The 21237-nt window shown below is 69.3% G+C and carries 20 protein-coding genes and 1 pseudogene; 8 read left to right on the forward strand and 13 right to left on the reverse strand.

Annotated features, from left to right (window positions below; genetic code table 11):
- Positions 1-85 precede the first annotated feature (85 nt).
- The 8 genes and pseudogenes from CP984_RS00190 to CP984_RS00220 all read right to left on the reverse strand — a co-directional run bounded on the left by CP984_RS00190 (position 86) and on the right by CP984_RS00220 (position 7220).
- Positions 86-1318 (reverse strand): TolB-like translocation protein, encoded by a 1233-nt coding sequence (locus CP984_RS00190; RefSeq protein ID WP_003980054.1) that lies wholly within the window; start codon positions 1316-1318, stop codon positions 86-88.
- A gap of 333 nt (positions 1319-1651) precedes the next feature.
- The gene (locus CP984_RS42525; protein ID WP_078575913.1) at positions 1652-2080 is read right to left on the reverse strand and encodes a serine hydrolase; all 429 of its coding nucleotides are present in this window, start codon (positions 2078-2080) and stop codon (positions 1652-1654) included.
- A gap of 38 nt (positions 2081-2118) precedes the next feature.
- Positions 2119-2418: pseudogene (locus CP984_RS42875) on the reverse strand (serine hydrolase domain-containing protein); the annotation flags it as partial.
- Positions 2357-2608 carry a serine hydrolase gene (locus tag CP984_RS42880; protein ID WP_351862140.1) on the reverse strand — a complete coding sequence of 84 codons (252 nt, stop codon included), beginning with the start codon at positions 2606-2608 and terminating at the stop codon, positions 2357-2359. The gene CP984_RS42880 and the pseudogene CP984_RS42875, both read right to left, overlap by 62 nt.
- A 793-nt stretch (positions 2609-3401) precedes the next feature.
- Positions 3402-4553, reverse strand: a complete 1152-nt coding sequence (locus tag CP984_RS00205; protein ID WP_003980051.1) for a serine hydrolase domain-containing protein — start codon at positions 4551-4553, stop codon at positions 3402-3404.
- A gap of 240 nt (positions 4554-4793) precedes the next feature.
- A complete protein-coding gene (locus tag CP984_RS00210) occupies positions 4794-5375 on the reverse strand; it encodes a helix-turn-helix domain-containing protein (protein WP_003980050.1) in 582 nt (193 codons plus the stop codon).
- Positions 5376-5515: 140 nt separating this feature from the next.
- A complete protein-coding gene (locus tag CP984_RS42735) occupies positions 5516-5731 on the reverse strand; it encodes a hypothetical protein (RefSeq protein ID WP_003980049.1) in 216 nt (71 codons plus the stop codon).
- A 697-nt stretch (positions 5732-6428) separates the two neighbouring features.
- Positions 6429-7220, reverse strand: coding sequence for a hypothetical protein (locus tag CP984_RS00220; RefSeq protein ID WP_003980048.1), 792 nt, complete (start codon positions 7218-7220; stop codon positions 6429-6431).
- Between the two features lie 393 nt (positions 7221-7613).
- On the opposite strand from CP984_RS00220, the gene CP984_RS00225 reads away from it, so the two are divergent.
- Positions 7614-8408 (forward strand): VOC family protein, encoded by a 795-nt coding sequence (locus CP984_RS00225; protein ID WP_003980047.1) that lies wholly within the window; start codon positions 7614-7616, stop codon positions 8406-8408.
- A gap of 41 nt (positions 8409-8449) precedes the next feature.
- Here the strand turns inward: CP984_RS00225 and CP984_RS00230 are convergent, their stop codons facing one another.
- Entirely contained in the window at positions 8450-9742 is a 1293-nt protein-coding gene (locus CP984_RS00230; RefSeq protein WP_003980046.1) for a hypothetical protein, read from the reverse strand.
- Between the two features lie 360 nt (positions 9743-10102).
- Between CP984_RS00230 and CP984_RS00235 the strand changes: the two genes are divergently transcribed.
- Positions 10103-11269 (forward strand): winged helix DNA-binding domain-containing protein, encoded by a 1167-nt coding sequence (locus CP984_RS00235; RefSeq protein WP_003980045.1) that lies wholly within the window; start codon positions 10103-10105, stop codon positions 11267-11269.
- A 50-nt stretch (positions 11270-11319) separates the two neighbouring features.
- Here the strand turns inward: CP984_RS00235 and CP984_RS00240 are convergent, their stop codons facing one another.
- Positions 11320-12273 carry a helix-turn-helix transcriptional regulator gene (locus tag CP984_RS00240; RefSeq protein WP_030190799.1) on the reverse strand — a complete coding sequence of 318 codons (954 nt, stop codon included), beginning with the start codon at positions 12271-12273 and terminating at the stop codon, positions 11320-11322.
- 63 nt (positions 12274-12336) lie between these two features.
- On the opposite strand from CP984_RS00240, the gene CP984_RS00245 reads away from it, so the two are divergent.
- Complete coding sequence (locus CP984_RS00245; protein WP_003980043.1) at positions 12337-13542, forward strand: epoxide hydrolase family protein; 1206 nt, start codon at positions 12337-12339, stop codon at positions 13540-13542.
- Positions 13543-13761: 219 nt separating this feature from the next.
- Here the strand turns inward: CP984_RS00245 and CP984_RS00250 are convergent, their stop codons facing one another.
- The 3 genes from CP984_RS00250 to CP984_RS00260 form a co-directional block, all read right to left on the reverse strand.
- Positions 13762-14373: an NAD(P)-dependent oxidoreductase gene (locus tag CP984_RS00250; RefSeq protein WP_003980042.1), complete on the reverse strand. Its 612-nt coding sequence runs from the start codon at positions 14371-14373 to the stop codon at positions 13762-13764.
- 296 nt (positions 14374-14669) lie between these two features.
- Positions 14670-15440, reverse strand: coding sequence for an SDR family NAD(P)-dependent oxidoreductase (locus CP984_RS00255; protein WP_003980041.1), 771 nt, complete (start codon positions 15438-15440; stop codon positions 14670-14672).
- Positions 15441-15472: 32 nt separating this feature from the next.
- Positions 15473-15802 carry a hypothetical protein gene (locus CP984_RS00260; protein WP_030190809.1) on the reverse strand — a complete coding sequence of 110 codons (330 nt, stop codon included), beginning with the start codon at positions 15800-15802 and terminating at the stop codon, positions 15473-15475.
- 70 nt (positions 15803-15872) lie between these two features.
- Between CP984_RS00260 and CP984_RS00265 the strand changes: the two genes are divergently transcribed.
- The 5 genes from CP984_RS00265 (at position 15873) to CP984_RS00285 (ending at position 20879) form a co-directional block, all read left to right on the forward strand.
- A complete protein-coding gene (locus CP984_RS00265) occupies positions 15873-16829 on the forward strand; it encodes a LysR family transcriptional regulator (RefSeq protein ID WP_003980039.1) in 957 nt (318 codons plus the stop codon).
- A 227-nt stretch (positions 16830-17056) separates the two neighbouring features.
- A complete protein-coding gene (locus CP984_RS00270; protein ID WP_003980038.1) occupies positions 17057-18250 on the forward strand; it encodes a serine hydrolase domain-containing protein in 1194 nt (397 codons plus the stop codon).
- A gap of 286 nt (positions 18251-18536) precedes the next feature.
- Positions 18537-19232: a haloacid dehalogenase type II gene (locus tag CP984_RS00275; protein WP_003980037.1), complete on the forward strand. Its 696-nt coding sequence runs from the start codon at positions 18537-18539 to the stop codon at positions 19230-19232.
- A gap of 203 nt (positions 19233-19435) precedes the next feature.
- Complete coding sequence (locus tag CP984_RS00280) at positions 19436-20152, forward strand: nucleotidyltransferase domain-containing protein (RefSeq protein WP_003980036.1); 717 nt, start codon at positions 19436-19438, stop codon at positions 20150-20152.
- 211 nt (positions 20153-20363) lie between these two features.
- Complete coding sequence (locus CP984_RS00285) at positions 20364-20879, forward strand: 2,4'-dihydroxyacetophenone dioxygenase family protein (RefSeq protein WP_003980035.1); 516 nt, start codon at positions 20364-20366, stop codon at positions 20877-20879.
- The last annotated feature ends 358 nt before the right edge of the window (positions 20880-21237 follow it).

The raw sequence follows: 21237 nt of genomic DNA on the forward strand, positions 1-21237 counted from the left end.
AGACAGAGATCACCGATTTATCGGTGATCTCTGCGAAGCCGAGCAATGCCTACTGCAACGACGGCATGCTGTGCCCGGAGGCGGCTCATCGCCCGCGGCGTACGAAGACGTCCGCCGCGTTGTTGGTGTCCGAGGGCACCAGGTCGCCGGCGGGGGTGGCGAAGACGGTGGTGTGGGCGTGCGCGGTCAGTGCGCCGGGCTCGGCGCCTCCCTGTGTGGCGACCAGGTGGTCGGCGCCGGAACGCAGGTTGCGCAGGCGCAGGGCTTCGGTGTTGCCGTCCGTGTAGAGGAGGTGCCCGCCGTCCGGGCTCAGGGCGCGGCCCTGAATTTTGTTGAGCCGAATCGTACGGCCGGTGCGCAGATCGTGCACGTAGGTGTCGAGGCCGACGGTGTAGGCCACCGTCCGCCCGTTGGCGCTGAGCTGGACGAGAGCGGCGGTGGCGTCGTCCTGCGAGCCGTCGAGCTGCCGGTGTTCGCCGGTGCGCAGGTTGGTGACGATGATGTCGTCGCGGTCGGGGCCGTCGCCGAGGCGGCGGTGGGCGCGGTAGGCGAGGATGCGGCCGTCGGCGCTGAGCGATCCGTCGGACATGTCGTACTGCTCGGATGTCGGCGGCCGGCTGACGAGGGTGTCCTGGCCGGTGGTGCGGTCGTGCAGGTAGATGCGTTGCGGGTCGGCGGGGTGGAGCGGGTTCGCGGTGTAGACGGCGTAGCGGCAGTCGCCGCTGAGCCCGGTGATCTGGCTGCCGCCGCGGGCGGACCCGAGGGCTTGCCTGGTGCCGGTCTTCAGGTCGTGGACGAAGCCCTGGAGGTCGTGCGCCCCGAAGGCGTTGGTGCCCACGCAGCGGCCGTCCGCGCTGATCCGTACGCCACCCAGGCCGTCGCGGAGGAAGGTGACGGCGCCGGTGCGCAGGTCCTTGACGTACGTGTCGGGGAGGTAGGGGTTGTTCGGGTCCGGTGTCAGGTTGGTCGCTTTCGAGATGAAGGCGACGTACCGGCCGTCGGCGCTGATCACCGCGCCCCAGGAGGCGTCGTTGGCCTCGGTGCCGTCGGCGGTGAGGCTGGCGCGCTCGATGCGGGGCTTGGATGTGGTGTGTGGGGCTTGCTCCGCGTGGGGTCTCTGTGTCTCCGTGCCGGGCCTGGTCGGGGAGTTGGCCGGATTCGCGGTGGCAGCGGTGCCTGACAGGAGGGCGAGGGCGAGTGCGCCGACCAGCGCGGTGACGCCGTGACGGGCGGCGCGCCCTGCGGTGGCGCGCCTGGCAGGTGCGGCGGTGCGGTAGGTCTCGTAGGTACGCGTACGGTACGGAGCGGCGGCGGACATGCTTCCCCCGGGTGACCTCGACCTGTGTGCCCCGGCCCTGCGCCGGAGGCCAGAAGGATGCAAGCGCATCGTCTTCGGGTGGGTCAATGCGTCTGGAGGCGTACAACCCGGCGGGGTGATCAGTGATCCGCGCGGGGGCGGGTGACGGCGTTGGGCGGCGCGGTGTTTGGACTTGGCAGTGGCGAGAAGAGCGCTTTCGGGCGCGAGGTGTTGTAGCCCTGACGCGGCACCAGGTCCGCAAGAGTTTCGCGTCCGTACTCCGTAAACACGTGTGCTTTATGGGGCACCGCCCGAGGGATGGCGCAGGGCTCTGCCCAAGGTGGTGGTACGAGCTCAGTCGCAGATGGCGTCGTCCAGTATTTTGTCGATGGGGTCGCCGATGCGCGGGTCGGCGGGCCAGTCGGCGAGGCTGGCGGACAGGACGACCCGGTGTGAGCGGTCGGGTGTCGTGAAGGCGAGCGTCGCGTAGCCGGGTATGCCGCCGGTGTGGCCGACGGCCAGGCGGCCGCAGCTCAACCGCACCCGCTTCAGGCCGATTCCGTACCGGGTGCCGGGGTCGTCCGTGGCCACCGTGCGGGTCATTTCCTTCCACTCGGCCGGGTGCAAGAGTTCTCCCGAGGCGAGTGAGGTGAGGAAGGTGTCCATGTCGCTCGTGGTCGAGATGATTCTCCGGCGGGGCCTGCCATTGAGGGGGTCAGCTGCGTGATGTCCACCTGCTGTGCGTGGCCCCGGTGAGTGCTCGTTCCGTGGAGCGTGAGGTATCCATGCGCGTGCGGGCCTGGAATGGAGGTCTTGTCCCCGGGGACGATGGTGTGCCGAAGGTGCAGAGGTTCGATGATCCGGCTTCGTACTTCGTCAGCATAGGAATGACCCGTGACGCGGTCGATGATGAGGCCGGCGATGAGGTAGTTGGTATTGGAGTATCCGTAATTCGTGCCGGGCGGGAATTCGGCGGGCCGGGCTACGGCTTCACGTACCAGTGCGGCCCAGTCGTAGTGACGGAAACGAGTGCGGACCAGATCCTTACCCTGCGGCAGGTCACGCGCGAGGTCGTGGAGGCCGCTGGTGTGCTGCAGGAGCATCCGCACCGTGATGTGCACGGCTCCCGGGACGAGTTCTGACGGCAGGTAGCGGTCCAGTGGGGCGTCCAGCGACAGCCTGGCCTTCTGCGGCCAGTTGCAGCACGACGACGGCAGTGAACATCTTGGTGGCGCTCCCGGCGCGGAAGCGGCCCCCTCCGGTACAGGGGCGCTGGCGCCTGCCCGGGCTGTCCCCGCCCGTGCCGTCCAGGTGCCGTTCTGGTCCGTCACCTGCACCTGGGCGCCGACAGCGCCGCCGCGGGTGAGGTCCTGAAGATGCCGGTGGATCCGTTCACGCCCGCTGCTGCTGGTTTGGGACGTATGGCTCGAGGGCGTGGCGTACGCCGGAAGGGCCGGCATACCGACCGCGAGGGTGAGAAGGGAGGTGAGCACAGGCCGCAAGATGCGCATGGTGGTCCGCAAGTGATGAGTGACGGTGGGTATGCGGTATTCCACTGCACGTGGCTTTTCGGGGCACTGGGGCAGGCCACCGGATTCGGGTGGGGACAGCCCGGTTGGCGGGCGGGGGTTGTCCTCAGGGCGGCCTGGCAAGGTGGCCGGGCCCTCCCCTGAGTGGCCGGGCCACTCCCCCGTTGGGACTCCGCTGCTGTGAGGGGGGACGTGGTTGTGTCGCCGGGATGCGCCCCGTCCGTCGGTCGTCCTGTTTGGCCGCCGTCGGGAACACGGCGACCGGCATTCAAGGGCTCGGCCGCTCGGGGTTGGTGAGAGCGTGCGCTTGGGGAACCGTCGTCGGAGCGACGCCGTCGGGGCCTGGGCCGGTCACCGACACGGTGGGCTCGTCTCGCGCCACCCGCACCGCGCCATCGGGAGGCCGCTCATGGGCTCGGCGGACCACCGTACGCGTACCAGTTCACGCGCGGCCCATGCCAGAACGGGCAGAACACCGTCGAAACGCCCGACGACCACCGCACCACAATCACGTGCGACCTCATCGAGCCGTACGGCGCCCCCAAACGGCACGACTACCAGTACGGCTCGGCGGGTCACCCGCAAAGGGCGGTGTCCAGCAGGTGCTCGATGTCGTGGCGGCCCTTCTTGACGGGGCCCGGATCGGCGGTGGCGGCGATGGTGGCGGCGCGGCCGTCGTCGGTCGCGGCCGAGTACGTCGCGTAGCCGAGGAAGTCGCCGTCGTGCCCCCACATCAGGCCGCCGCAGCTCAGCGGTTGGCTGATCAGGCCCAGTCCGAACCGGGTGCCTTTCGGATAACCGGCGTTGGCCGGGATCGCCACGGTCGTCCGCATCTGGGCGAGCTGCGCGGGCTTCAGCAGCCTGCCGCCGAGCAGAGCGCCGAAGAATCGGTTCGAGTCGCTGGGGGTGGTGATCAGGGCGCCGCCGGCCCAGGCCGCGGACGGGTCCATCTCGGTGACGTCCAGCAGCGGTGCGCCGGACTTCAGCGAGACATAGCCGTGCGGATGGGGGCCGCGTATGTTCTGATCGCCCACGGTCGGGAAGTAGGTGTGCCGCAGCCCGATGCGGTCGATCACCCGGCGGGTGATCTCCTCGCCCACCGGGCGGCCGGTGACCCGCTCGATGAGCAGCCCGGCCACCACGTAGTCGGTGTTGCTGTACCGCCAGCCCTTGCCGGGTGGGAACCCCGCCTTGTGCTGGAGTGCGAGGTCGAGCAGCGTGCGGGGCTCGTAGTAGCGGTGGCGGTTGCTGACCAGGTCGTCCATGTACGTGGTGTAGTCGGGCAGCCCGCTGGTTTGCTGGAGCAATTGGCGCACCGTGATGCGGCGGCCGTCGATGCCGTCGCCGCGCAGCAGCCTCGGGAGGTAGGTCTCGACCGGGGCACCCAGCGCGACCTTGCCCTCGCCGACGAGTTGCAGGACGACGGCGGCGGTGAAGGATTTGGTGATGCTCGCGCCCCGTACCTGCCCGTCGACCGGCACCTTTTCCCCGGTCCGCAGGTCCGCGACGCCTGCGGCGGCATTACGGGTGCGCCCATCGCGGCCGGTGGCGGCGGCCAGCGCGGCGGGGTAGCCGTCCTCGTGCACCAACCGGTCCAGCCCGCGCTGTACCGGGCCCACGGCCCGGGCCTGGTCGGCGGACGCGGGGAGTGGGCCCGCCAGGGCCAGGGCGGTGGCGGCCAACACGGCCGCCGCCGTGATCCGGCGGCGATGGGAACGCTTCGGCATGGTGAGCCCTTCCTCGTGTACGCGGCTGGGGCAGCAGGGACCAGCCTGCTGACGCGCGGCTCGGCGCACCATCCGGGCAGCCCCAGGAGCCCGACTGGGTCTGCCCCTACGCCAGTTGACCCACGAGGTGCGTGGGGGCGTCTCGCTTTGCGCGACGCCGTTCGGCGCGCGTTGCCGGTGCGTGGTTCGGTCGACCCTCGCTTGGTGGATGTCATAGGCAGCCAGGGAGCCGCCTCGGCTCTAGGTATGGTTGGCGCGCACCGCACGGGCCTTGCCAAGAACGAGGGTGGGATGGCAGCGGGCCTGGATGGAGGTTTTCTCGTCCGCGCTGATGACGTACTCGTCCTCACCCAGCACGACGCCGTCGAAGGTGCGGGCGTACGGGTCGAGGATGCGTTCGGCTTTGGTGCGGAAGCCGGGGTCGGTGATGAAGATCCAGGAGCGATGCTGCCAGGGCTTGAGCACGTCCTGGTCCAGCCATCGGCGCACGGTGGAGGCCGACACGAAGGTGACGATGCCTCGCGCCAGGGCCCTCACAGGCCAGCTCCGGCGCTGACCAGCGGGATAGCGGTACGCCGCGGTCTCGACGGGAAGTTGGCAGACCAGAGCCGTTACTTGGGCGGCCTGCACGGGAGCGAAGGCCGGCGGTTGGTCGCTACGCTCGGCCGGGTGCTCGGCGAACCGGCTCTGCCAGGTGCGCACGGTGCTCACATGCAGACCGGTCTCGCGGGCGATACGCGCATGGGAGCATTCGCGCGCCGCGTTCAGGACGGTCTGTGCACGCAGGCGCCGGCGGTGCTCGATCTGGTAACCGTACGCCATCTTCTTCGGTCGCTTGTGCTCGACAGCTGTCGGGGCTGTCTGAGGGACTACAGCAACCGGCATGGACGAAGGCCGACCGGAGCAAAGATCACGACAGGCCCATAGCCTGCCGTGTCCGCTCTCCAGCCCTCGGGCGACGACTACTCCGGCCGCTCCACGCGACGTCGCCGGTGGTACGAGAGAGTGACGGCACCGAGCAGCGGACCCCAGGCGACCAAGGGCAGGTAGAGGAATCCGACGATGACGTTGCCAAGTGCGGTCATGTCAGGGTGAGGGGTGGCCCACCAGGCGACGAACGGCATCCACAGAACGGTCAGCGTCAGCGCGCCGAAGCCGGCCGGGACGACGGCCGCCATGGGGTGGATCCGGCGTCCGCCGAGCAGGGGGATCCAGCGCGGGAGTATCACGCCCCAGGGTCGGACAAAGCCGAGCGTAAGCAGTGCGAGTGCCTCACTGGCCACACTGAGGCCGACTACGTACACCGCGCTCCAGCCGGTGCAACCCATTGCCGCATAGCCGACGTCGGTGTACCCGGCCGGGTGGCCGGCCGCCAGCAGGCAGGAGGCGCCAGATCCCGGTCGGCAGGGTAACGAGCGCGGCAGCATGGGCGGCCCGAATCGCCCAGCGGGGCGGAGGCGGAACGGCGGGAGCGAGCACAGCGGTGGTCATGTGCGCCATCCTGTCGGCGTGCCGCCGTCACAACGTCGGTTCCGGGGATGAGCTTTCCGACCGGCCCAGGATGGAGATCTGTACCTCCCCCTCACCCGTAAGGGGGAGGGCACTCGTTCCGCTCCATCTCGCCGTCCCCTGAACCTGACAAGACCACGCACACGACAACAGCTGGCCGCGTCAACCCCGAAGGGCTTCGGCATCCGACCACTTGGGTTCCGGAACCGCTTGGAACAGGCTCTACGCCGGTCTTTGCTCGGCATACCTCCGCTCAAAACCCACCGCGCTTCGGTCGTCCTCGGGCCTGACCGTGCACCGGCGAGTCCGGAGCGACACCGCGGTACCGGTACCGGACGGCTTCGCGCGAGCACATTCGCGTCCCGATCAGCCGAAGGGCGGCGCGTCCTCTTCGTACTCGTACGGTACGGGCTCGACAGCGGACCATGCGCCGGGGACTGCCGCCAAGATTTCCAGCACCTCGGTCTCCGACTGGCCGACAACTACCAGGACCGGTTCAACCGGATCCGGCTCCAGGCACAACAGCTTCCCTGGCGCGGAGAACCAACGTGTCGGTTCTCCCTCTGGGTGGTACCAAGCCGGGCAAGGCGGCAATGCGATCGGCTGGTAGGTCGCCTCGACGGCCGCGATGACCTCCGCGGGCGCCGGGCACTCACGTCCACACGGGCCGTACCGGCGAGCCATGACCGCCTCACTGAGGACCAGTTCGGCGAAGGCCCGCGACAGTCGATCGAGGTACGGCTTCCAGGCCACGCCGGGCAGGTGGTCCGAGAACAAACCCACCGGCGGGTCGTCGTCCCCCAGCCGGTCGAGCGGAACGCCCCAGCCGGCGCATCCCTGATTCTCGCTACGGAATACCAGCAATTCACCTGAGGGATCAAGCAGCAGTTCCTCAGGCGCCAGCAAAGGATTGTGCACGGCGACCAGATCCGCCCGGCGGCCGAAGAGCGCGTACGCCTCGGACAACGGCGCCGGAAGCGGATACCCGAGCCGCTCCTCGGCACGCCGCACCTCGCTCGGCGGAATACCGTCCGCCGGTGACAGAGGCGCCATCCACGATTCCGCGAACGCCTCCACGAACTCCCACACCGCCGCTCGCGAGGTGGCCGCGGCACCGAACGCCCGGGCCGGGTCCAGCCTCTCGCGCCTTTCAGTCATCCCCCGACCTTATGTGCTCAGGAAACGGCGACCGTCCATGCCTGAGAAACAAGCTCGCGCTAAAGTGCCCCGTTCACAGACATCGAACAGCCGGCGTACGTACGCGGAGAAAGTGGATCCCGGCCGTAGTACGTCAACGCCAACGCCAAGGGCCACCCGCCCACCGAAACCGTCCGCGCCCGCAGCCACCACACCCAGCCGAGTGATGGTCACCAGGCTCGAACCGCCAAGGCTCGCGGAAAGACCGGAGCCGCTGCAAGGATCTCGCTGTGACAGCCGCCGGGCCCCATGCCGCTCCCCGGCACGGGAGGCAGAGCCACCGCGCGGTCCGTCCGAGCCGGGGCGCTACACCAGCCCCCCCCGATCCGCACTCCCCTGACGAAGGGCCACCTGATGCTGACGACCGCGTACGTCCCCGGCGCCCCCAACTGGCTGGACCTGGGCAGCCCCGATACCGAGGCCAGCATCGCCTTCTACTCCGCGGTCCTGGGATGGGACCACCAGTCCGCCGGGCCGCAAGCGGGCGGCTACGGCTTTTTCCTGTACGACGGCAAGGTGGTGGCGGGCCTCGGCCCGCTGGCCGAAGACGGCGCGAGCCCCTCGTGGACGGTGTACTTCCACAGCCCGGACGCCGACGCCACCGCCCGCGCCGTCCAAGACGCCGGCGGCAGCGTCCGCGTAAACCCGGCGGACGTCTTCACCTACGGGCGGATGGCGGCCTTCACCGACCCCACCGGTGCCGACTTCGCCGTCTGGCAACCCGGCGACACCAACGGTTTGGAACTCGTCGCCGCACCCCACACCCTGTGCCGCGTCGAGCTGTACACGACCGACGCTCCAGCAGCCAAAGCCTTCTACCGCTCCGTCTTCGCCTGGGAATCCACCGACCTGGAGATGGGTCCGGGCCTGACCTATACGGTCCTGTACCCGTCGGGTACCGGCCAGGACGCGGCACACGGCGGGCTGATGCAGCTCCCCCAGGCCAACCTCGACGCCGGAGCCACCGCCGAATGGCACCCGTACTTCGAAGTACGCGACTGCGAAAGCACCGTCGCCCAAGCCGGCGAAGCCGGCGCCATCGTCCTCATCCCGCCCATGGACGTTCCCGGCATGGGCCGCATGGCCATGTTCCTCGACCCCCACGGCGCCGCCTTCGCCATCATCGACAGCCACTCCCCCAACCAGTAACACGCCTTCACCACCCCTGGCCCTTTCTGGCCCCGGCAAGATCAGGAGGCAACCGCTTCCTGCCCCAGGTCGAGGAGCGCCTGATCGAGGCAGGGCTCGCCCGGCAGGGAAACCACTTGGGTGTCACACAGCACCACGGGAACGCCCCGCCGCTCGGCGTGCTCGGCCACCATGTCGATGGCGGCCGCCTTGAGCTCCACCAGAAAGACCTCCGCATCGACTTCCCGGAGCTCGGCACCGAGCCGGCCGCGGTCGGCGAGGGCAGTGCTCGCGTGTACGACGCGCGCCCCGTAGGACGTGGTCAGATGCTCGACCATGCCGGGCACGGCGGCGGCGGACGCGGTGGTGAAGAAGGCGACGCGCCGTCCCGTGATGTCCGAGACCGGCCTTGGACGCAGGGCGGCCGCGATCAGCGGCACCTCACGTACCTGCTCGATCGCCTGGCGCAGTGGCCGGACGTCGAGGTGTGGATCGGCGAGCGTAAGGACCACCAGGTCGGATACGAGCACCCGGTACGCGCCGGCGTACCCCAGGACCCGTTCGGGGCACTGGCCGCCCCCGACCACCAGGATCCGCCGACGCGTCTGCACCGGGGGCAGCACGGTGCCACTGCCTTCGAACAGGACCAGATCCGGCGAGAGGCCGGCCGCCACCGCGGCGGCCGCTTCGACGTTCGAGGTCAACGGCGTGGCCGCGAATCCCCCGCCGCAGCGCCGCGCCCCCACCGTGTGCACGCGCGCGAACACCGCGTCCTCGACATAGTCCGACGCGGCGTGCCGGCCCGAGCGGGACAGCTCCAGTAGCCCGGCCACATCCGGGGACGAGGTCATCACCACGGGCTCGGCCGGTCCGCCCCGGCCCATTGCCACGACCACGACCTTCCACCGGCGCGCCAGCAACCGTGCGGTATGTCCGCCGACCGCTGTTTTGCCAATTCGCTTTCCGGTCCCGGCAATACTGATCGACGGAAGGTCGTACGCGGCCGGTCGCGGGGGCGCGAAGTAGAAGTCCGCCCCGGCATACGCGACGCCGCACGCCAATGCCTCGGCCACGAAATGCATCCGTTCACGCCCACCGACCACCGGCTCGTCCGACAGGTCCACCACCAACTCGGCCCCGCAAGCCGCCACCGCGTCCGCCAAACCACCCGACAACAGCCGCACGCCAAAATCCGGCGACCCGCGCAGCTTCTCCTTACCTCCCACCAGCAAGGCACCGGCGACCCGGCACGGCAGCGAACGCAATGCCTCGCGCACCACCTCCGGGTAATGCTCCCCGTCAATCAGAGCCAGCGCCCGCTTACCCGCCAGCAATGCAGGGAATTCGCCGATCACCCGGCCTCCTCAGGATATGAGCCGACGCCGTACACATCGCCACAGCCGCCTGGGTCACCAACCATCAGCCATACCGACCGGACACCAATACTCTGCACATTCCCGCAGCGCGCACCACTCACAAAATGACTCCACCTGAGCCAAAGGAGTGCCCCCGCGGACCAGACCCGCTAGGCCCAATGACGACCTAGGACCGTTCCTGACCTATATCGCCAATACAGTCACCGTTGAACGCGGTAACCACGGCACAACCGGGCCTACCACCGCCAGATCAACCACTTCCGGACCCACCGTCACCGCCCCGACCCAATCCCACCCCGCATCCCCACGAACCGCCCATCCCCCAAGGAGCCCACCCGCATGTCCGCACGTTCGTCGCAGATCCCGCGTTTCACCTGGTCGCAGGTATGCGCGCGCCGTCTGGAACGCCACAGCCTGAGCACCCCCTCGGTAACCGCCCGGCCCGACGACATCGTCGGTGCCATGGCCGGTACCCATGCCCAGGTACTGTCGGCCGCCGAACTCGCCATCGGGCTGCGGATGTCCGACGCCACCCGGATGGACGTGCGCAAAGCGCTCTGGGCGGAGCAGAGCCTGGTCAAGACGTTCGGACAACGGGGTACCGTACACCTGTTCCCGACCCGCGACCTGCCGCTGTGGATCGCGGCCTTCTCCGCCGTTCCCGAGCCGAAGCACTCGCATCCGGCGCACATCCGGTTCACCGAGGAACAGACCGCTGAGGTGGTCGCGGCCATCGGCGACGCCCTGCGGGACGCCGAGCTCACCATCGACGAACTCAGCGAGGAAGTGATCCGCAGGACCGGCGCCTGGGCCGGCGATCTCGTCATACCCGGGTTCCAGGGCCTGTGGCCGCGCTGGCGTCAGGCGCTGCACCTGGCCGGGCTGCGAGGGAAGCTGTGCTTCGGCCCCAATCGCGGTCGCAAGGTCACCTACACCAACCCGGCCCGCTGGCTACCCGGCCTCGCGCCGGCCGACCCCCGGGCCGCCCTGACCCATGTTCTGACCAGCTATCTGCACGCCTACGGGCCGGCCACCCCACAGCAGTTCGCGCACTGGCTGAACGCGCCGGTCCTCTGGGCCAACGAACTGTTCGCGTCCCTGGCCGACGAACTCCAGCCGGTCGAGGTCGAGGGAAAGCCGGCTTGGGTGGCCGCGGGTGACACCGCCATGCCCGACGCGCCGCCGCGCGGACTGCACCTGCTGCCCTACTTCGACGGCTACGCGTACCGGGTCGGCAACCAGGTACCGGAGCTTCTGTACCCGGGCCGCGCCCGTGAACGGGTGCTGCCCGGCAATTTCCAGGTGCTGATCGTGGACGGCGTGGTCGGCGGTCTCTGGCATCAGCGGCGCTCCGGCCGCAAGCTCGACGTCACCGTGGAGGCCCTGGTGCCGCTCGGCGCCGCGCAGCGCACCGAGGTCGAGCACCGGGTGGCCCGGATCGGCGAGATTCTGGAGGCCACACCGCGGCTCACGTTCGGGCCGGTCACCGTTGGCGGTCACGCCTGACCGACTGGCCGGGCGGCTGTCTGACCGGGTGACGGGGCGGGGCCCGCCCATCAGTCACCCGCCGACGCCGCCAGTCGAGCCGCAAGCCCCCGCACGTGTTCCACCAGTTCAGGTGGCTCGTGCACGGTGAAGGGCACCCCCAGCAGACCCACCCACAGGGCCAGTTCGTCCAGTGAGTGGGCACCGGCCGTCACCGTGCAGGACTGGGCGTCCCGCGGTTCGACCGTGGCCGCCGTGGCGGGCATGCGCTCTTGTACCTGGGCGGCCGGGGCGTGGACGGTGAAGCGGGCCTGGTGGTGGTAGGGGGCGGTGGACAGAGCGCGGGAGGCGTAGTCGGCGAGGTCGGGGGCGGGTGCCTGGCGCGGGGTGAAGCGGGGGCCGTTGGGGGTACGCAGGGCCAGGCGGTCGACGCGGAAGGTGCGCCAGTCGGCGCGCCCCGTGTCGTAGGCCAGGAGGTACCAGCGGCGCCCGGAGAACACCAGCCGGTGCGGCTCGGCTTCGCGCCGGGTTTCGGTGGCGTCATGGGACCGGTAGGAGAAGCGCAGGGTCTCATGGTCCCGGCAGGCCGCCGCGATTGCCGTCAGGGTGTCCGGCGCGACCACCGGTCCGCCCTGCGCCAGCGGTACCGTCGCCGACTGGAGCGCTTGGACGCGGTGCCGTAGACGGGACGGCAGGACGCTTTCGAGCTTGACCAGCGCGCGTACGGACGTCTCGGCGATCCCGGCCACGGTTGCGCCCGCCGCCGTACGCAGCCCCACGGCCACCGCCACCGCCTCTTCGTCGTCGAGCAGCAACGGCGGCAGTTGCGTGCCGGCGCCGAGCCGGTAACCGGCTACCCCGGCACTGGCGCTGACCGGGTAGCCCAGCGTACGGAGCCGGTCCACGTCCCGGCGCACCGTGCGCGGGGTCACGCCGAGCCGTTCGGCGAGTTCCGTACCGGACCAGTCGCGATGGGTCTGAAGGAGGGACAGAAGTTTCAAGAGACGTGCAGAAGTTTCCCGCATACGGTCAAGTCTCTCGCACGCCTAGGACCGTAACTGTCCTCACTTGCTCGTAACGTTCTTTCCATGAACAGCACGACGAACATCGCCACCGCAGGGAACGTCGCAACCGACATCGAAGCCACCACGTCTGCCGATATCGCCATCCGCCCCTTCCGCATCGACATCCCCCAGGCCGACCTGGACGATCTGCGCGAGCGGCTGGCGCGCACCCGCTGGCCCGACGAACTCTCCGGCGTCGGCTGGTCGTACGGCGTCCCGGTGACGTACGCGAGAGAGCTCGCCGCATACTGGCGCTCCGGCTTCGACTGGCGCGCGCAGGAGGCGGCGCTCAACCGGTTCGACCAGTTCACCACCGAGATCGACGGCCAGAACATCCACTTCCTGCACGTCCGGTCCCCCGAGCCCGGCGCGCTTCCGCTGCTCCTGACGCACGGCTGGCCCGGCTCGATCGCCGAGTTCATGAAGGTCATCGGCCCGCTCACCGACCCGCGGGCGCACGGCGGCGACCCCGCCGACGCCTTCCACGTGGTGGCCCCCTCCATCCCCGGCTTCGGCTTCTCCGGGCCGACGACGGAGCCGGGCTGGAACCTGCACCGGGTCGCGCGGGCCTGGGCCGAGCTGATGCGCCGGCTGGGATACGAGCGGTACGGCGCCCAGGGCGGTGACAGCGGCGCCGTGATCTCGCCCGAGGTCGGCCGCATCGATCCCGAGCACGTCGTCGGCGTACACGTCAACGGTGCGCTGGGCTTTCCGACCGGCGACCCGGCCGAGTTCGACGGACTGTCGGCGGCCGAACTGAAGCGGCTCGGGCAGTACCAGGACCAGGACCGCAGCGGTTACGCGGTCATCCAGGCGACCCGGCCGCAGACCCTCGCGTTCGGGCTGACCGACTCGCCCGCCGCGCAACTGGCCTGGATCGCGGAGAAGTTCAAGGAGTGGACCGACCCCGCCCACGAACTCCCCGAGCACGCCGTCGACCGCGACCAGTTGCTCACCGACGTGAGCATCTACTGGCTGACCCGCACCGCCGCCTCCTCCGCCCGGCTCTACAAGGAGAGCGCGCAGGCATGGGGCTCGGCCGTAACGGCGTCCACGGTGCCGCACGGCGTCGCGGTCTTCCCCGGCGACGCCGGTGTCCGCCGCATAGCCGAGCGGGAGCACAAGGTGGTGCACTGGTCGGAATTCGACCGCGGCGGACATTTCCCTGCCATGGAGGTACCGGAACTGCTCGTCGATGACGTCCGGGCGTTCTTCCGGCTGGTCCGCTGAGCTGCCATCGGCATATGCCACGCCGCGCATCGGAGAGCTGACGGGGCTGACTGCTGGGCTGTGCTTCTAGGAGGAGGCGGTGGTGACGCCTTTTCACGTGCTGGACCAAGGGCCCGCCCTGGTCCAGGACGCGGGCACAGTGTCGTGGACCAGGGCGGGCGGCGATCCGCACATGCGCACCACTGACTGCCCCAGGGAGCGTCACGACGCAACCAGTGATCAGCTCAGGGGTACGACTATTTCTCCCCCGTGGTTCCCCGCCTCCGCCTCGTCCAGCATGAGCGCGGCGACGGTAGCGCGGGAGATCCTGGGCGGCAGCAGGGGACGCCGCAGGTCGGGGAGCCGCACAAGACGGCGTCCGGGGCTGAGGGGTCCGTCCTTCAGGTCCGGAGCATGAAACACCGTGGCGCCGGCCGCCAAGGCGACCTGGTCGGCCTCGGCCTTCTCCGTCAGTTCCGCGCCGACGGCCATCCGCATCACCGCCTGATAGATCAGCCCGCCCGCGCGTTCCGACGGTCCCGATCCCAGTGCACCGAGCCACACCGTACGGATGGGGGCCGCGGCGAGCAGCCTTGCCCCGGCGACCAACGCGCCCGGCCCGTCATCCTTTCCGATACCGATGGCCGAGACGGCCACGTCGACGTCGTCCAGGTCTGGGAAAGTCCGGGGGGAGAAAACATCCGCCTGCCTGATGTCGACCTGCCGCGACGCGGGCACGGTGACCCGGCCCGGAGTACGGACGAGGGCCACGACCTCGTGTCCCCGCTCAAGTGCCTGGTCGATGAGCAGGCGGCCGACCCGCCCGGAGGCGCCGAGTATTGCGATGCGCATAATGAACCGTTCTCTGACTGAATAACTGAGAGTGAATTGAGTTAACGGGCCCTGGGGCCCGGTGGGGGTGGTCCCGCCGTCCGGCCGACGGGGCTATTCGCCGACGTTGCCTTCGCTGATTGCGGCTGCGATTTCGACAAGCTCTACGGGCCATCGCCCGCCGTGGTCCCGACCCGGCGGCACCCCATCGGCCGCCGGACAGCGCTGGGCCCGGGCCGCATCGAGACCGAGTACCACCATGTCCTGTCCGTGCGCGTCCGCCCTTCGTAGCCGAGCCCTCACACGTAGCCGGGCCCTCACGCGCGCCGCCCGCCATCGACCGACAGCGCGATCCCGGTGACGTAGGAAGCGGCATCCGAGCAGAGCCAGACCGCCGCTGCCGCGGCCTCCTCCGGCGTGGCCAGTCGGCCGAGCGGTGTGATCGCCCCCTGCATCGCGATCATGTCGGTACCGGCCGCCACCTGCTCGAACCCCGGGGTGAGGGTCGGGCCGGGGCAGACGGCGTTGACCCGTATGTTGTCCGGCGCGTAGTCGACCGCCGCGGCCTTGGTGAGCCCGACGATGCCGTGCTTGGCGGCCACGTAGGCGGGGGCGCGCGGAATCGCGTACAGGCCCCCGTTGGAAGCGATGTTGACGATCGCGCCGCCGCCTTTGAGCAAGGGCAGCTCGTACTTCATGCACAAAAAGGCCCCGGCCAGGTTGACATGCACCACGCGCTCGAACTCTTCCGAATTCATCTGGTCGAGCTGCCGGTGATGCGAGGCCATGCCGGCATTGTTCACAGCGAAATCGAGGCCCCCGTACGCCGCGACCGTGCGCCCGACGGCCGTACGCACAGAAAGTTCGTCGGCGATGTCGACGGTCAAAGCCAGCGCATCCCCACCGTCTTTCCTGATCGTCTCGGCTGTCTCGGCCGCCGTGCCACCGTCGATGTCGAGTACGGCGACCGCGGCGCCGCTCCGGGCAAATGCGAGCGCCGCCGCCCGGCCGATCCCGCTGCCGGCGCCGGTGACGAGCCCCACCTTTCGGGGGTTCGCCTTCCGGGGGTTCGCCTTCCGGGAGCTCATCTTCTGGGGGCTCACCTCTTGGGGAATGTCGCTCATACCAGCGGCTCGCTGTTCGCCCAGGTGACCTTGTACGGGCGCCGTGCCTGCCATCGATCGAGGACTTCGGGCAGGTCCGGCGCGGTGAACCCTTTCGCCTCCGCTTGGGCGTAGGCCACGGCGACCCCAACGAACGCGGCCGGAGCTTCAGTCGCGATCAGTGCGGGAACGGCCCCCTCGCCGGGGACCGGCAAGTGACGTCGGGCCACGACCGACTGCGCGGTACCGGTGCCGAGCATGGCTCGTTCTATGCCCACACGGCATTGGCCCAATGCGGCGACGGGCAGGGATTGGTCGAAGGAATCAGTCATCGTTTGCTGGATCACGAGCCCATTCTTAGGGCCGCACACCATCGCCGTCCAAGACCGGTTCGGAATCGGGCGATAACCTGGAGGCATGGTCGAACTGGAAACACGCGAGCTCGAATACTTCCTCGCACTCGCCGACGAGCTGCACTTCGGACGGGCCGCCGCCCGCCTCTCCATCGCCCAGCCGGCGCTGTCGAAGGCGATACGGCGGATCGAGACCCGGCTCGGCGTCCCGCTGTTCGTCCGCTCCAGCCGGCACGTCGAGCTCACCCCGGCCGGGGAGGCGTTGCAGGAACACGGGCGGCACGCGCTCAACGCGGTCAGCGCCGCCGTCCAGAGCGCCCGGCGGGCCGGCGACGTCCAGGCCCACCTGCGACTCGTACTCAAGCCCGGCGGCGACGCCGGCCTGCTCTCCGGAATCCTGGCCGAGTACGCCCGCCGGCCCGACGCCCGCCGGGTGGACATCCTGTTCAGCGGCCCCGCCGACCGCTCCGACTTCCTGCGCGACGGCCGGGCCGACGTCGGTCTGCTCTACGCGCCGCTCGACGACCTCGACGGCCTGGCCCACGAGACGCTGCACACCGAGGACCGCGTGGCCATCGTCCCGTCCGGGCACCGGCTGGCCGGGCGCGCTTCGGTACGCATGTCCGACCTGGAAGGCGAGACGCTGCCGCGCTGGAAGGGAGTGCCTGGGGGCGACGGCACCGGCCCCGAGGTCGCCGACGTCGTCCAGCTGCTCCACATGATCACGATGCGCCGGATGATCGGGGTACTCCCCCGCTCACTGGTCGAACCGGCCCTGCCCGGCCTGGTCTGCGTCCCGGTGGCCGACGCACCGCCCAGCCGCCTCGTACTCGCCTGGAACGAGCAGGACCGCCGACCGCTGGTCGCGTCGTTCGTGGCCGCCGCACTCAGGCCGCGCGGTTACGAAACGGGCTCTGGGGTGGGCGAACCCGAGGTGCTGGCCGGTTCGGGCGATGAGCGGCCTGAGCTGGGGAAGGGGAGCTATCCGCAGGCTGATCGTGCGGGGCATGCCGGTCAGTAGGGGTGTCTGGTCGAGCGGGAGACCTGATCCATCTCGGGCGCACGGGCGTGGGTGCACGGGCGTCGGTCCACGGTCCCGACGTATACGCCCAGGGCAGCCGGAGAACCGGCCTGATCCTTCAGGGGCAAGCTCCGGGACCGATCAGGGACTTCCCGGACGTTGTGGCGGCCCCGGCCCGGGAAACTCGACTTCGTTCGCCGATCATTGCCCGCGCAAATGGAGTTCGCATGCACCGCTCATCGGCTCGCTTTCTGGCCGCCGCCACGACCGCCGCCGTATTGCTCATCAGCACCCCCGCACAGGCGGCAACCAGCACGTCCCCGGACCTGAATCGCACCGCCCTGAACGAGGCCATCCGCCTGCGTCCGAGCGATGGCGCCGCCGGTGCCATCGCCGAGGTCCACAAGGACGGGCAGAGCTGGCGCGGGACCGACGGAGATCTCGTAACCGGCAAGCGGATCAGGAGCGATGCGCACTTCAGAATCGGCAGCATCGCCAAACCCATGGAAGCGGTCATACTCCTTCAGCTCTCCGCCGAAGGTCGGGTGAACCTCGACCGGAGCGTGCAGCATTACTTGCCTCACCTGCTGCCGAAGAAGCGGTTCAAGGAACCCATCACCGTACGGCAGTTGCTCAATCACACGAGCGGGCTGCCCCAGGACTTCGAGGGCGCCCCCGCGACCACCCCGGACCAGGCCCTCGACCGGCGCTTCGACTACCTCACCTTCGACCAGGTGATCCGGCAGACCCTCCACCCCAAGGGCCGGCCCGCGCCGGGTCCGCGCTTCAGCCCCGGTACCAAGCAGGAGTACAACTCCTTCGGCTACCGGATCGCCGGCAAGCTCATCGAGCACATCACCGGGCACTCGTACCAGTACGAGGTGACCGAGCGCGTCCTGAAGCCGCTGCGAATGTACGAGACCGTCCCCCACGTGGCCGGTCACAGCACCCCTGTACCCCGCCCGTACCTCCCCGGTTACCTGCCCAGGAACAACGGCGACCTCGTCGACGTCAACGTGCAGGGCGGCCTGCCCGCCAGCATGACCTCCACCACCGGCGACCTCGACCGCTTCATCACCGGCCTGTTCGACGGCAGCCTGCTGCGCCCGGCCCAGGCCGCCGAACTGTTCGCCATACCTCGCGGCATCGACGGCAAGCCGCTCCCCTACGCGAACGAGTCCAACTGCAACATGGGTCCCGCCAAGGGGACGGCCTGTTTCAGCGTCGGCCTGATGTACGTCCCGCTGCCCGACGGCTCCACCCTGTGGGGCAAGACCGGCAGCGACCCCGGCTACCGCAGCGGCGTCTTCGCTACCCGTGACCTCCACCGCCGGGCCGTCTACGCCCTCGGCACTTCCTCCGCCGACAACCAGGCCCCCGCCGTCGGCCTGCGTCTCGCCCAGGCGGCCTTCGGCGAGTGAGGGCCGGGCGCCCGGTGGCCGGGCCGCGATGGCCTGTTGGACGTACGCTTCGGCCGCGCCGCCCGCTGGATTCTCGGTGTCATCGGCAGCATCGCGGGGCCGGTTCGTTGCGCGCCGCGATGCGACGGGGCCTCGAAGAAGCATCGCTCAGTGTGTAGTTGGCGCTTGGAGCCCTGAATGCCCGCTCACGCCCAGAGCCCACGTCACCGTATTGACCAGTGACGCGACGAATGGGAACATCGTCACCTGCTGGACTGGTGACGACTATCCGGACAGGGGGACGCGCGTGGCCGCAATCCGCGACATCGAGGTCGTTGTCTTCGACATCCTCGGAACCCTGGTCGACGAACCCCGCGGACTTCGAGCGGCGATCCGCGCCGAGCTGCCCACATCCTCGGACAACGCGTCTGTCAACGCACTATTCACCGTGTGGCAACAGCACCGCGAGCATGAGCAGCAGCGCATCGAGCAAGGCCGGCGCACGTACGCCAATACCGCGATCATCGACGCAGAGGCCGCTCAACGGGTCGCCGACCACGCCGGCCTCACCGATCCCGCGGCCGTCAACCGACTGGCCACAGCAGGACAGCGTCTGCCGCCCTGGCCCGATTCCGTCGCCGGTCTCGAACGGCTCACACAGCACTACCCTGTGCCCGGCCTCTCCAACGCAGACCGCACCACGTTGCTGCGGCTCAACGCCCACGCCGGGCTGCGCTGGCACCAAGCCCTGTCCGCCGAAGCCGCTTCGGCCTACAAACCGGCACCCGAGGCCTACCAACTCGCCCTCGACGCCGCCGGATGCCCACCCCAACGCGTACTCATGGTGGCCGCGCACGCCTGGGACCTCCGCGGAGCCCAGGCGCAGGGCATGCGCACCGCATACGTCCGACGACCGGTCGGTGACCCGCCCACGAGCTCCGACAACTTCGACTGGCAGTTCAGCGGGCTGAGCGAACTGGTCTCCGCGATGACGGCGAAATAGGCGGATCGGTCCGAGCTGTGTCGCGCCGGTACGAAGCGGCTCGGGCCACGGCACACCAACAAACCACAGCCGACACTCCAACACCGCGCACACGGACGTCCTCCTACCCCAGCCACCACAAGCCTGACGCCCGGACGGCCGGCTTCACAGGCAGCGTGTCCAGAGCTGGTCCCGACTGAACAAAACTGACACGCTCAACGCCCATGAAGGATCACGACAGCCCGGCGTCCGAAGCCCTCCGCCTGGTACACCACCACTTCCCGCACGCCGTGGGCGCCCTCCTCGGCGGTTCAGCCGCCCGAGGACACACTTCGGCAAGCAGCGACCTGGACGTGGCCGTCCTTTTGCCCGACTCGGACACCAGCCGCCGCCAAGTCATCCGCCACAACGGTCGTCTGGCCGAGCTGTTCATCCACACCGTTACGGACTTCCAGCAGGCACTGGAGCACAACCGGGGCAACCGCCGAGGCACTCTTCTGTTCATCTACGACCAAGGCATGCCTCTCCTGGACCCTTACGGCGATCTCGAGCGCGCACGCGTACAGGCCCGCTCGTCACTCGCGGCGGGCCCCATCCCCCTCACCCCCGCTGAGTGGGAGCGCGGCCGCTATTTTCTGACCTGCTTCATGGACGATTTGATCGACGTCCCGTCGACCAACCGTTACGAGCAGCTGTCCCTGACCGACCACACCTTGCGCGAAGCCGCGCACCTGCTAACCGCCCACCACAGAGCCTGGACAGGCATCGGCAAGTGGCTGCCTCGCAGACTCCTGAGCGCGGATCCCGTACACGGCCAAGCCTTGCTGGACGGCCATCAGCGCGTAGCCGAGCATGCCGACACGGCACCGCTCGCTGTCGCGGCCGAGCGAGTGCTCGATCTCGTCGGCGGCCCGCTGAGAGAGGGCTATACCCAGCGATAGGCCAAAGCAGGCACCGCAGTCTCCAGCCGTACGCCCTTCTCACGCCGAATTCGAGGACCGCACTGAGCGCGTACGAAGTCGCCCTCCTAGAAGGGAGAACAGCTGCCGACCGTGCCCAACGTCCTGGAAGTCACTGTTGTGCCGGACCGGGAGAAGCCGAGCATGGGTAGCGTTCGAGTCCGTCCCAGCCGCCTCAGGAAGGACATCAGCCATGACGATCAGCTCGAATCCGGATGCGGACAGCCTGGCCGCGATCGAAGCGAGGATCGACCGGCGCCGGGACCAGTACGCGCTGCCCGAAGGGCATATCGCGGAGGCGGACTCGCCTTGGCTCCCGTTTGTCCCGCAGGTGATGATCAAGCATCTGACGTTCGACATCCGCAGCAGCTCGGCCGCGAACGTCCTGTGGGTACAGGCCGGCGGAGTGCTGGGCCGCCACCGCCACCGTGGCCCGGTTTCCGGCTATGTACTCGATGGCAGCTGGCGCTACCTGGAGTACGACTGGGTCGGCCGCCCGGGCGACTTCATCCGGGAAAGTCCGGGCCGCACCCACACCCTGGTCTCCGATGAGGGCATGAAGACCGTCTTCTGGCTGAACGGGCCGGTGGAGTTCCTCGACGAGCAGGACAGGGTGACCGAAGTGATCGACGTCTTCTGGTTCATCGACCATTACGAGCGCGGCTGCCAGGAGCAGGGTATTCCGATCAACCGGGCGCTCTACCTGTGATCCAGGCCCTCAGATTCATCAGGTCCTCGGGGGCAGCCCGGACGCCGGCCCGAGGGCGGTGTGAAAACGTTCATGCCCTCGGGTCGGAGCTGACGTGGACGCGTTCGTAGCGGTCCAAGCGACTCATTGGTGAACGAAGCTGCTCGCCGGTCTCGCGCGCGATCAACGCAGGGGCTTTCACGACTCATCGCGGCGCTCCGCCGGCTTGCCCCTCCTCACAGCCCTGCGCGGACGCGCTTCGGGGGCGCCGTCTTCGTTGCCTTTGGCAGCACCCGCGCATCACTCCCGGTGGCATTCGGTCGCTGTATACCCACCTTCTACGTGCAGATCGCAACCAACGGGACCTCGTGCGTTGCGT

This window comes from Streptomyces rimosus (genome assembly GCF_008704655.1).
In the GTDB taxonomy this organism is placed as follows: domain Bacteria; phylum Actinomycetota; class Actinomycetes; order Streptomycetales; family Streptomycetaceae; genus Streptomyces; species Streptomyces rimosus.

Excerpts from the sequence above, each read along its gene's own strand:
- CP984_RS00190 (WP_003980054.1), bottom strand. The coding sequence starts at position 1,318 with ATGTCCGCCGCCGCTCCGTACCGTACGCGTACCTACGAGACCTACCGC.
- CP984_RS00205 (WP_003980051.1), bottom strand. The coding sequence starts at position 4,553 with ATGCCGAAGCGTTCCCATCGCCGCCGGATCACGGCGGCGGCCGTGTTG.
- CP984_RS00210 (WP_003980050.1), bottom strand. The coding sequence starts at position 5,375 with ATGGCGTACGGTTACCAGATCGAGCACCGCCGGCGCCTGCGTGCACAG.
- CP984_RS42735 (WP_003980049.1), bottom strand. The coding sequence starts at position 5,731 with ATGGCGGCCGTCGTCCCGGCCGGCTTCGGCGCGCTGACGCTGACCGTT.
- CP984_RS00220 (WP_003980048.1), bottom strand. The coding sequence starts at position 7,220 with ATGACTGAAAGGCGCGAGAGGCTGGACCCGGCCCGGGCGTTCGGTGCC.
- CP984_RS00225 (WP_003980047.1), top strand. The coding sequence starts at position 7,614 with ATGCTGACGACCGCGTACGTCCCCGGCGCCCCCAACTGGCTGGACCTG.
- CP984_RS00235 (WP_003980045.1), top strand. The coding sequence starts at position 10,103 with ATGTCCGCACGTTCGTCGCAGATCCCGCGTTTCACCTGGTCGCAGGTA.
- CP984_RS00240 (WP_030190799.1), bottom strand. The coding sequence starts at position 12,273 with ATGCGGGAAACTTCTGCACGTCTCTTGAAACTTCTGTCCCTCCTTCAG.
- CP984_RS00245 (WP_003980043.1), top strand. The coding sequence starts at position 12,337 with ATGAACAGCACGACGAACATCGCCACCGCAGGGAACGTCGCAACCGAC.
- CP984_RS00250 (WP_003980042.1), bottom strand. The coding sequence starts at position 14,373 with ATGCGCATCGCAATACTCGGCGCCTCCGGGCGGGTCGGCCGCCTGCTC.
- CP984_RS00255 (WP_003980041.1), bottom strand. The coding sequence starts at position 15,440 with ATGAGCTCCCGGAAGGCGAACCCCCGGAAGGCGAACCCCCGAAAGGTG.
- CP984_RS00265 (WP_003980039.1), top strand. The coding sequence starts at position 15,873 with ATGGTCGAACTGGAAACACGCGAGCTCGAATACTTCCTCGCACTCGCC.
- CP984_RS00270 (WP_003980038.1), top strand. The coding sequence starts at position 17,057 with ATGCACCGCTCATCGGCTCGCTTTCTGGCCGCCGCCACGACCGCCGCC.
- CP984_RS00280 (WP_003980036.1), top strand. The coding sequence starts at position 19,436 with ATGAAGGATCACGACAGCCCGGCGTCCGAAGCCCTCCGCCTGGTACAC.
- CP984_RS00285 (WP_003980035.1), top strand. The coding sequence starts at position 20,364 with ATGACGATCAGCTCGAATCCGGATGCGGACAGCCTGGCCGCGATCGAA.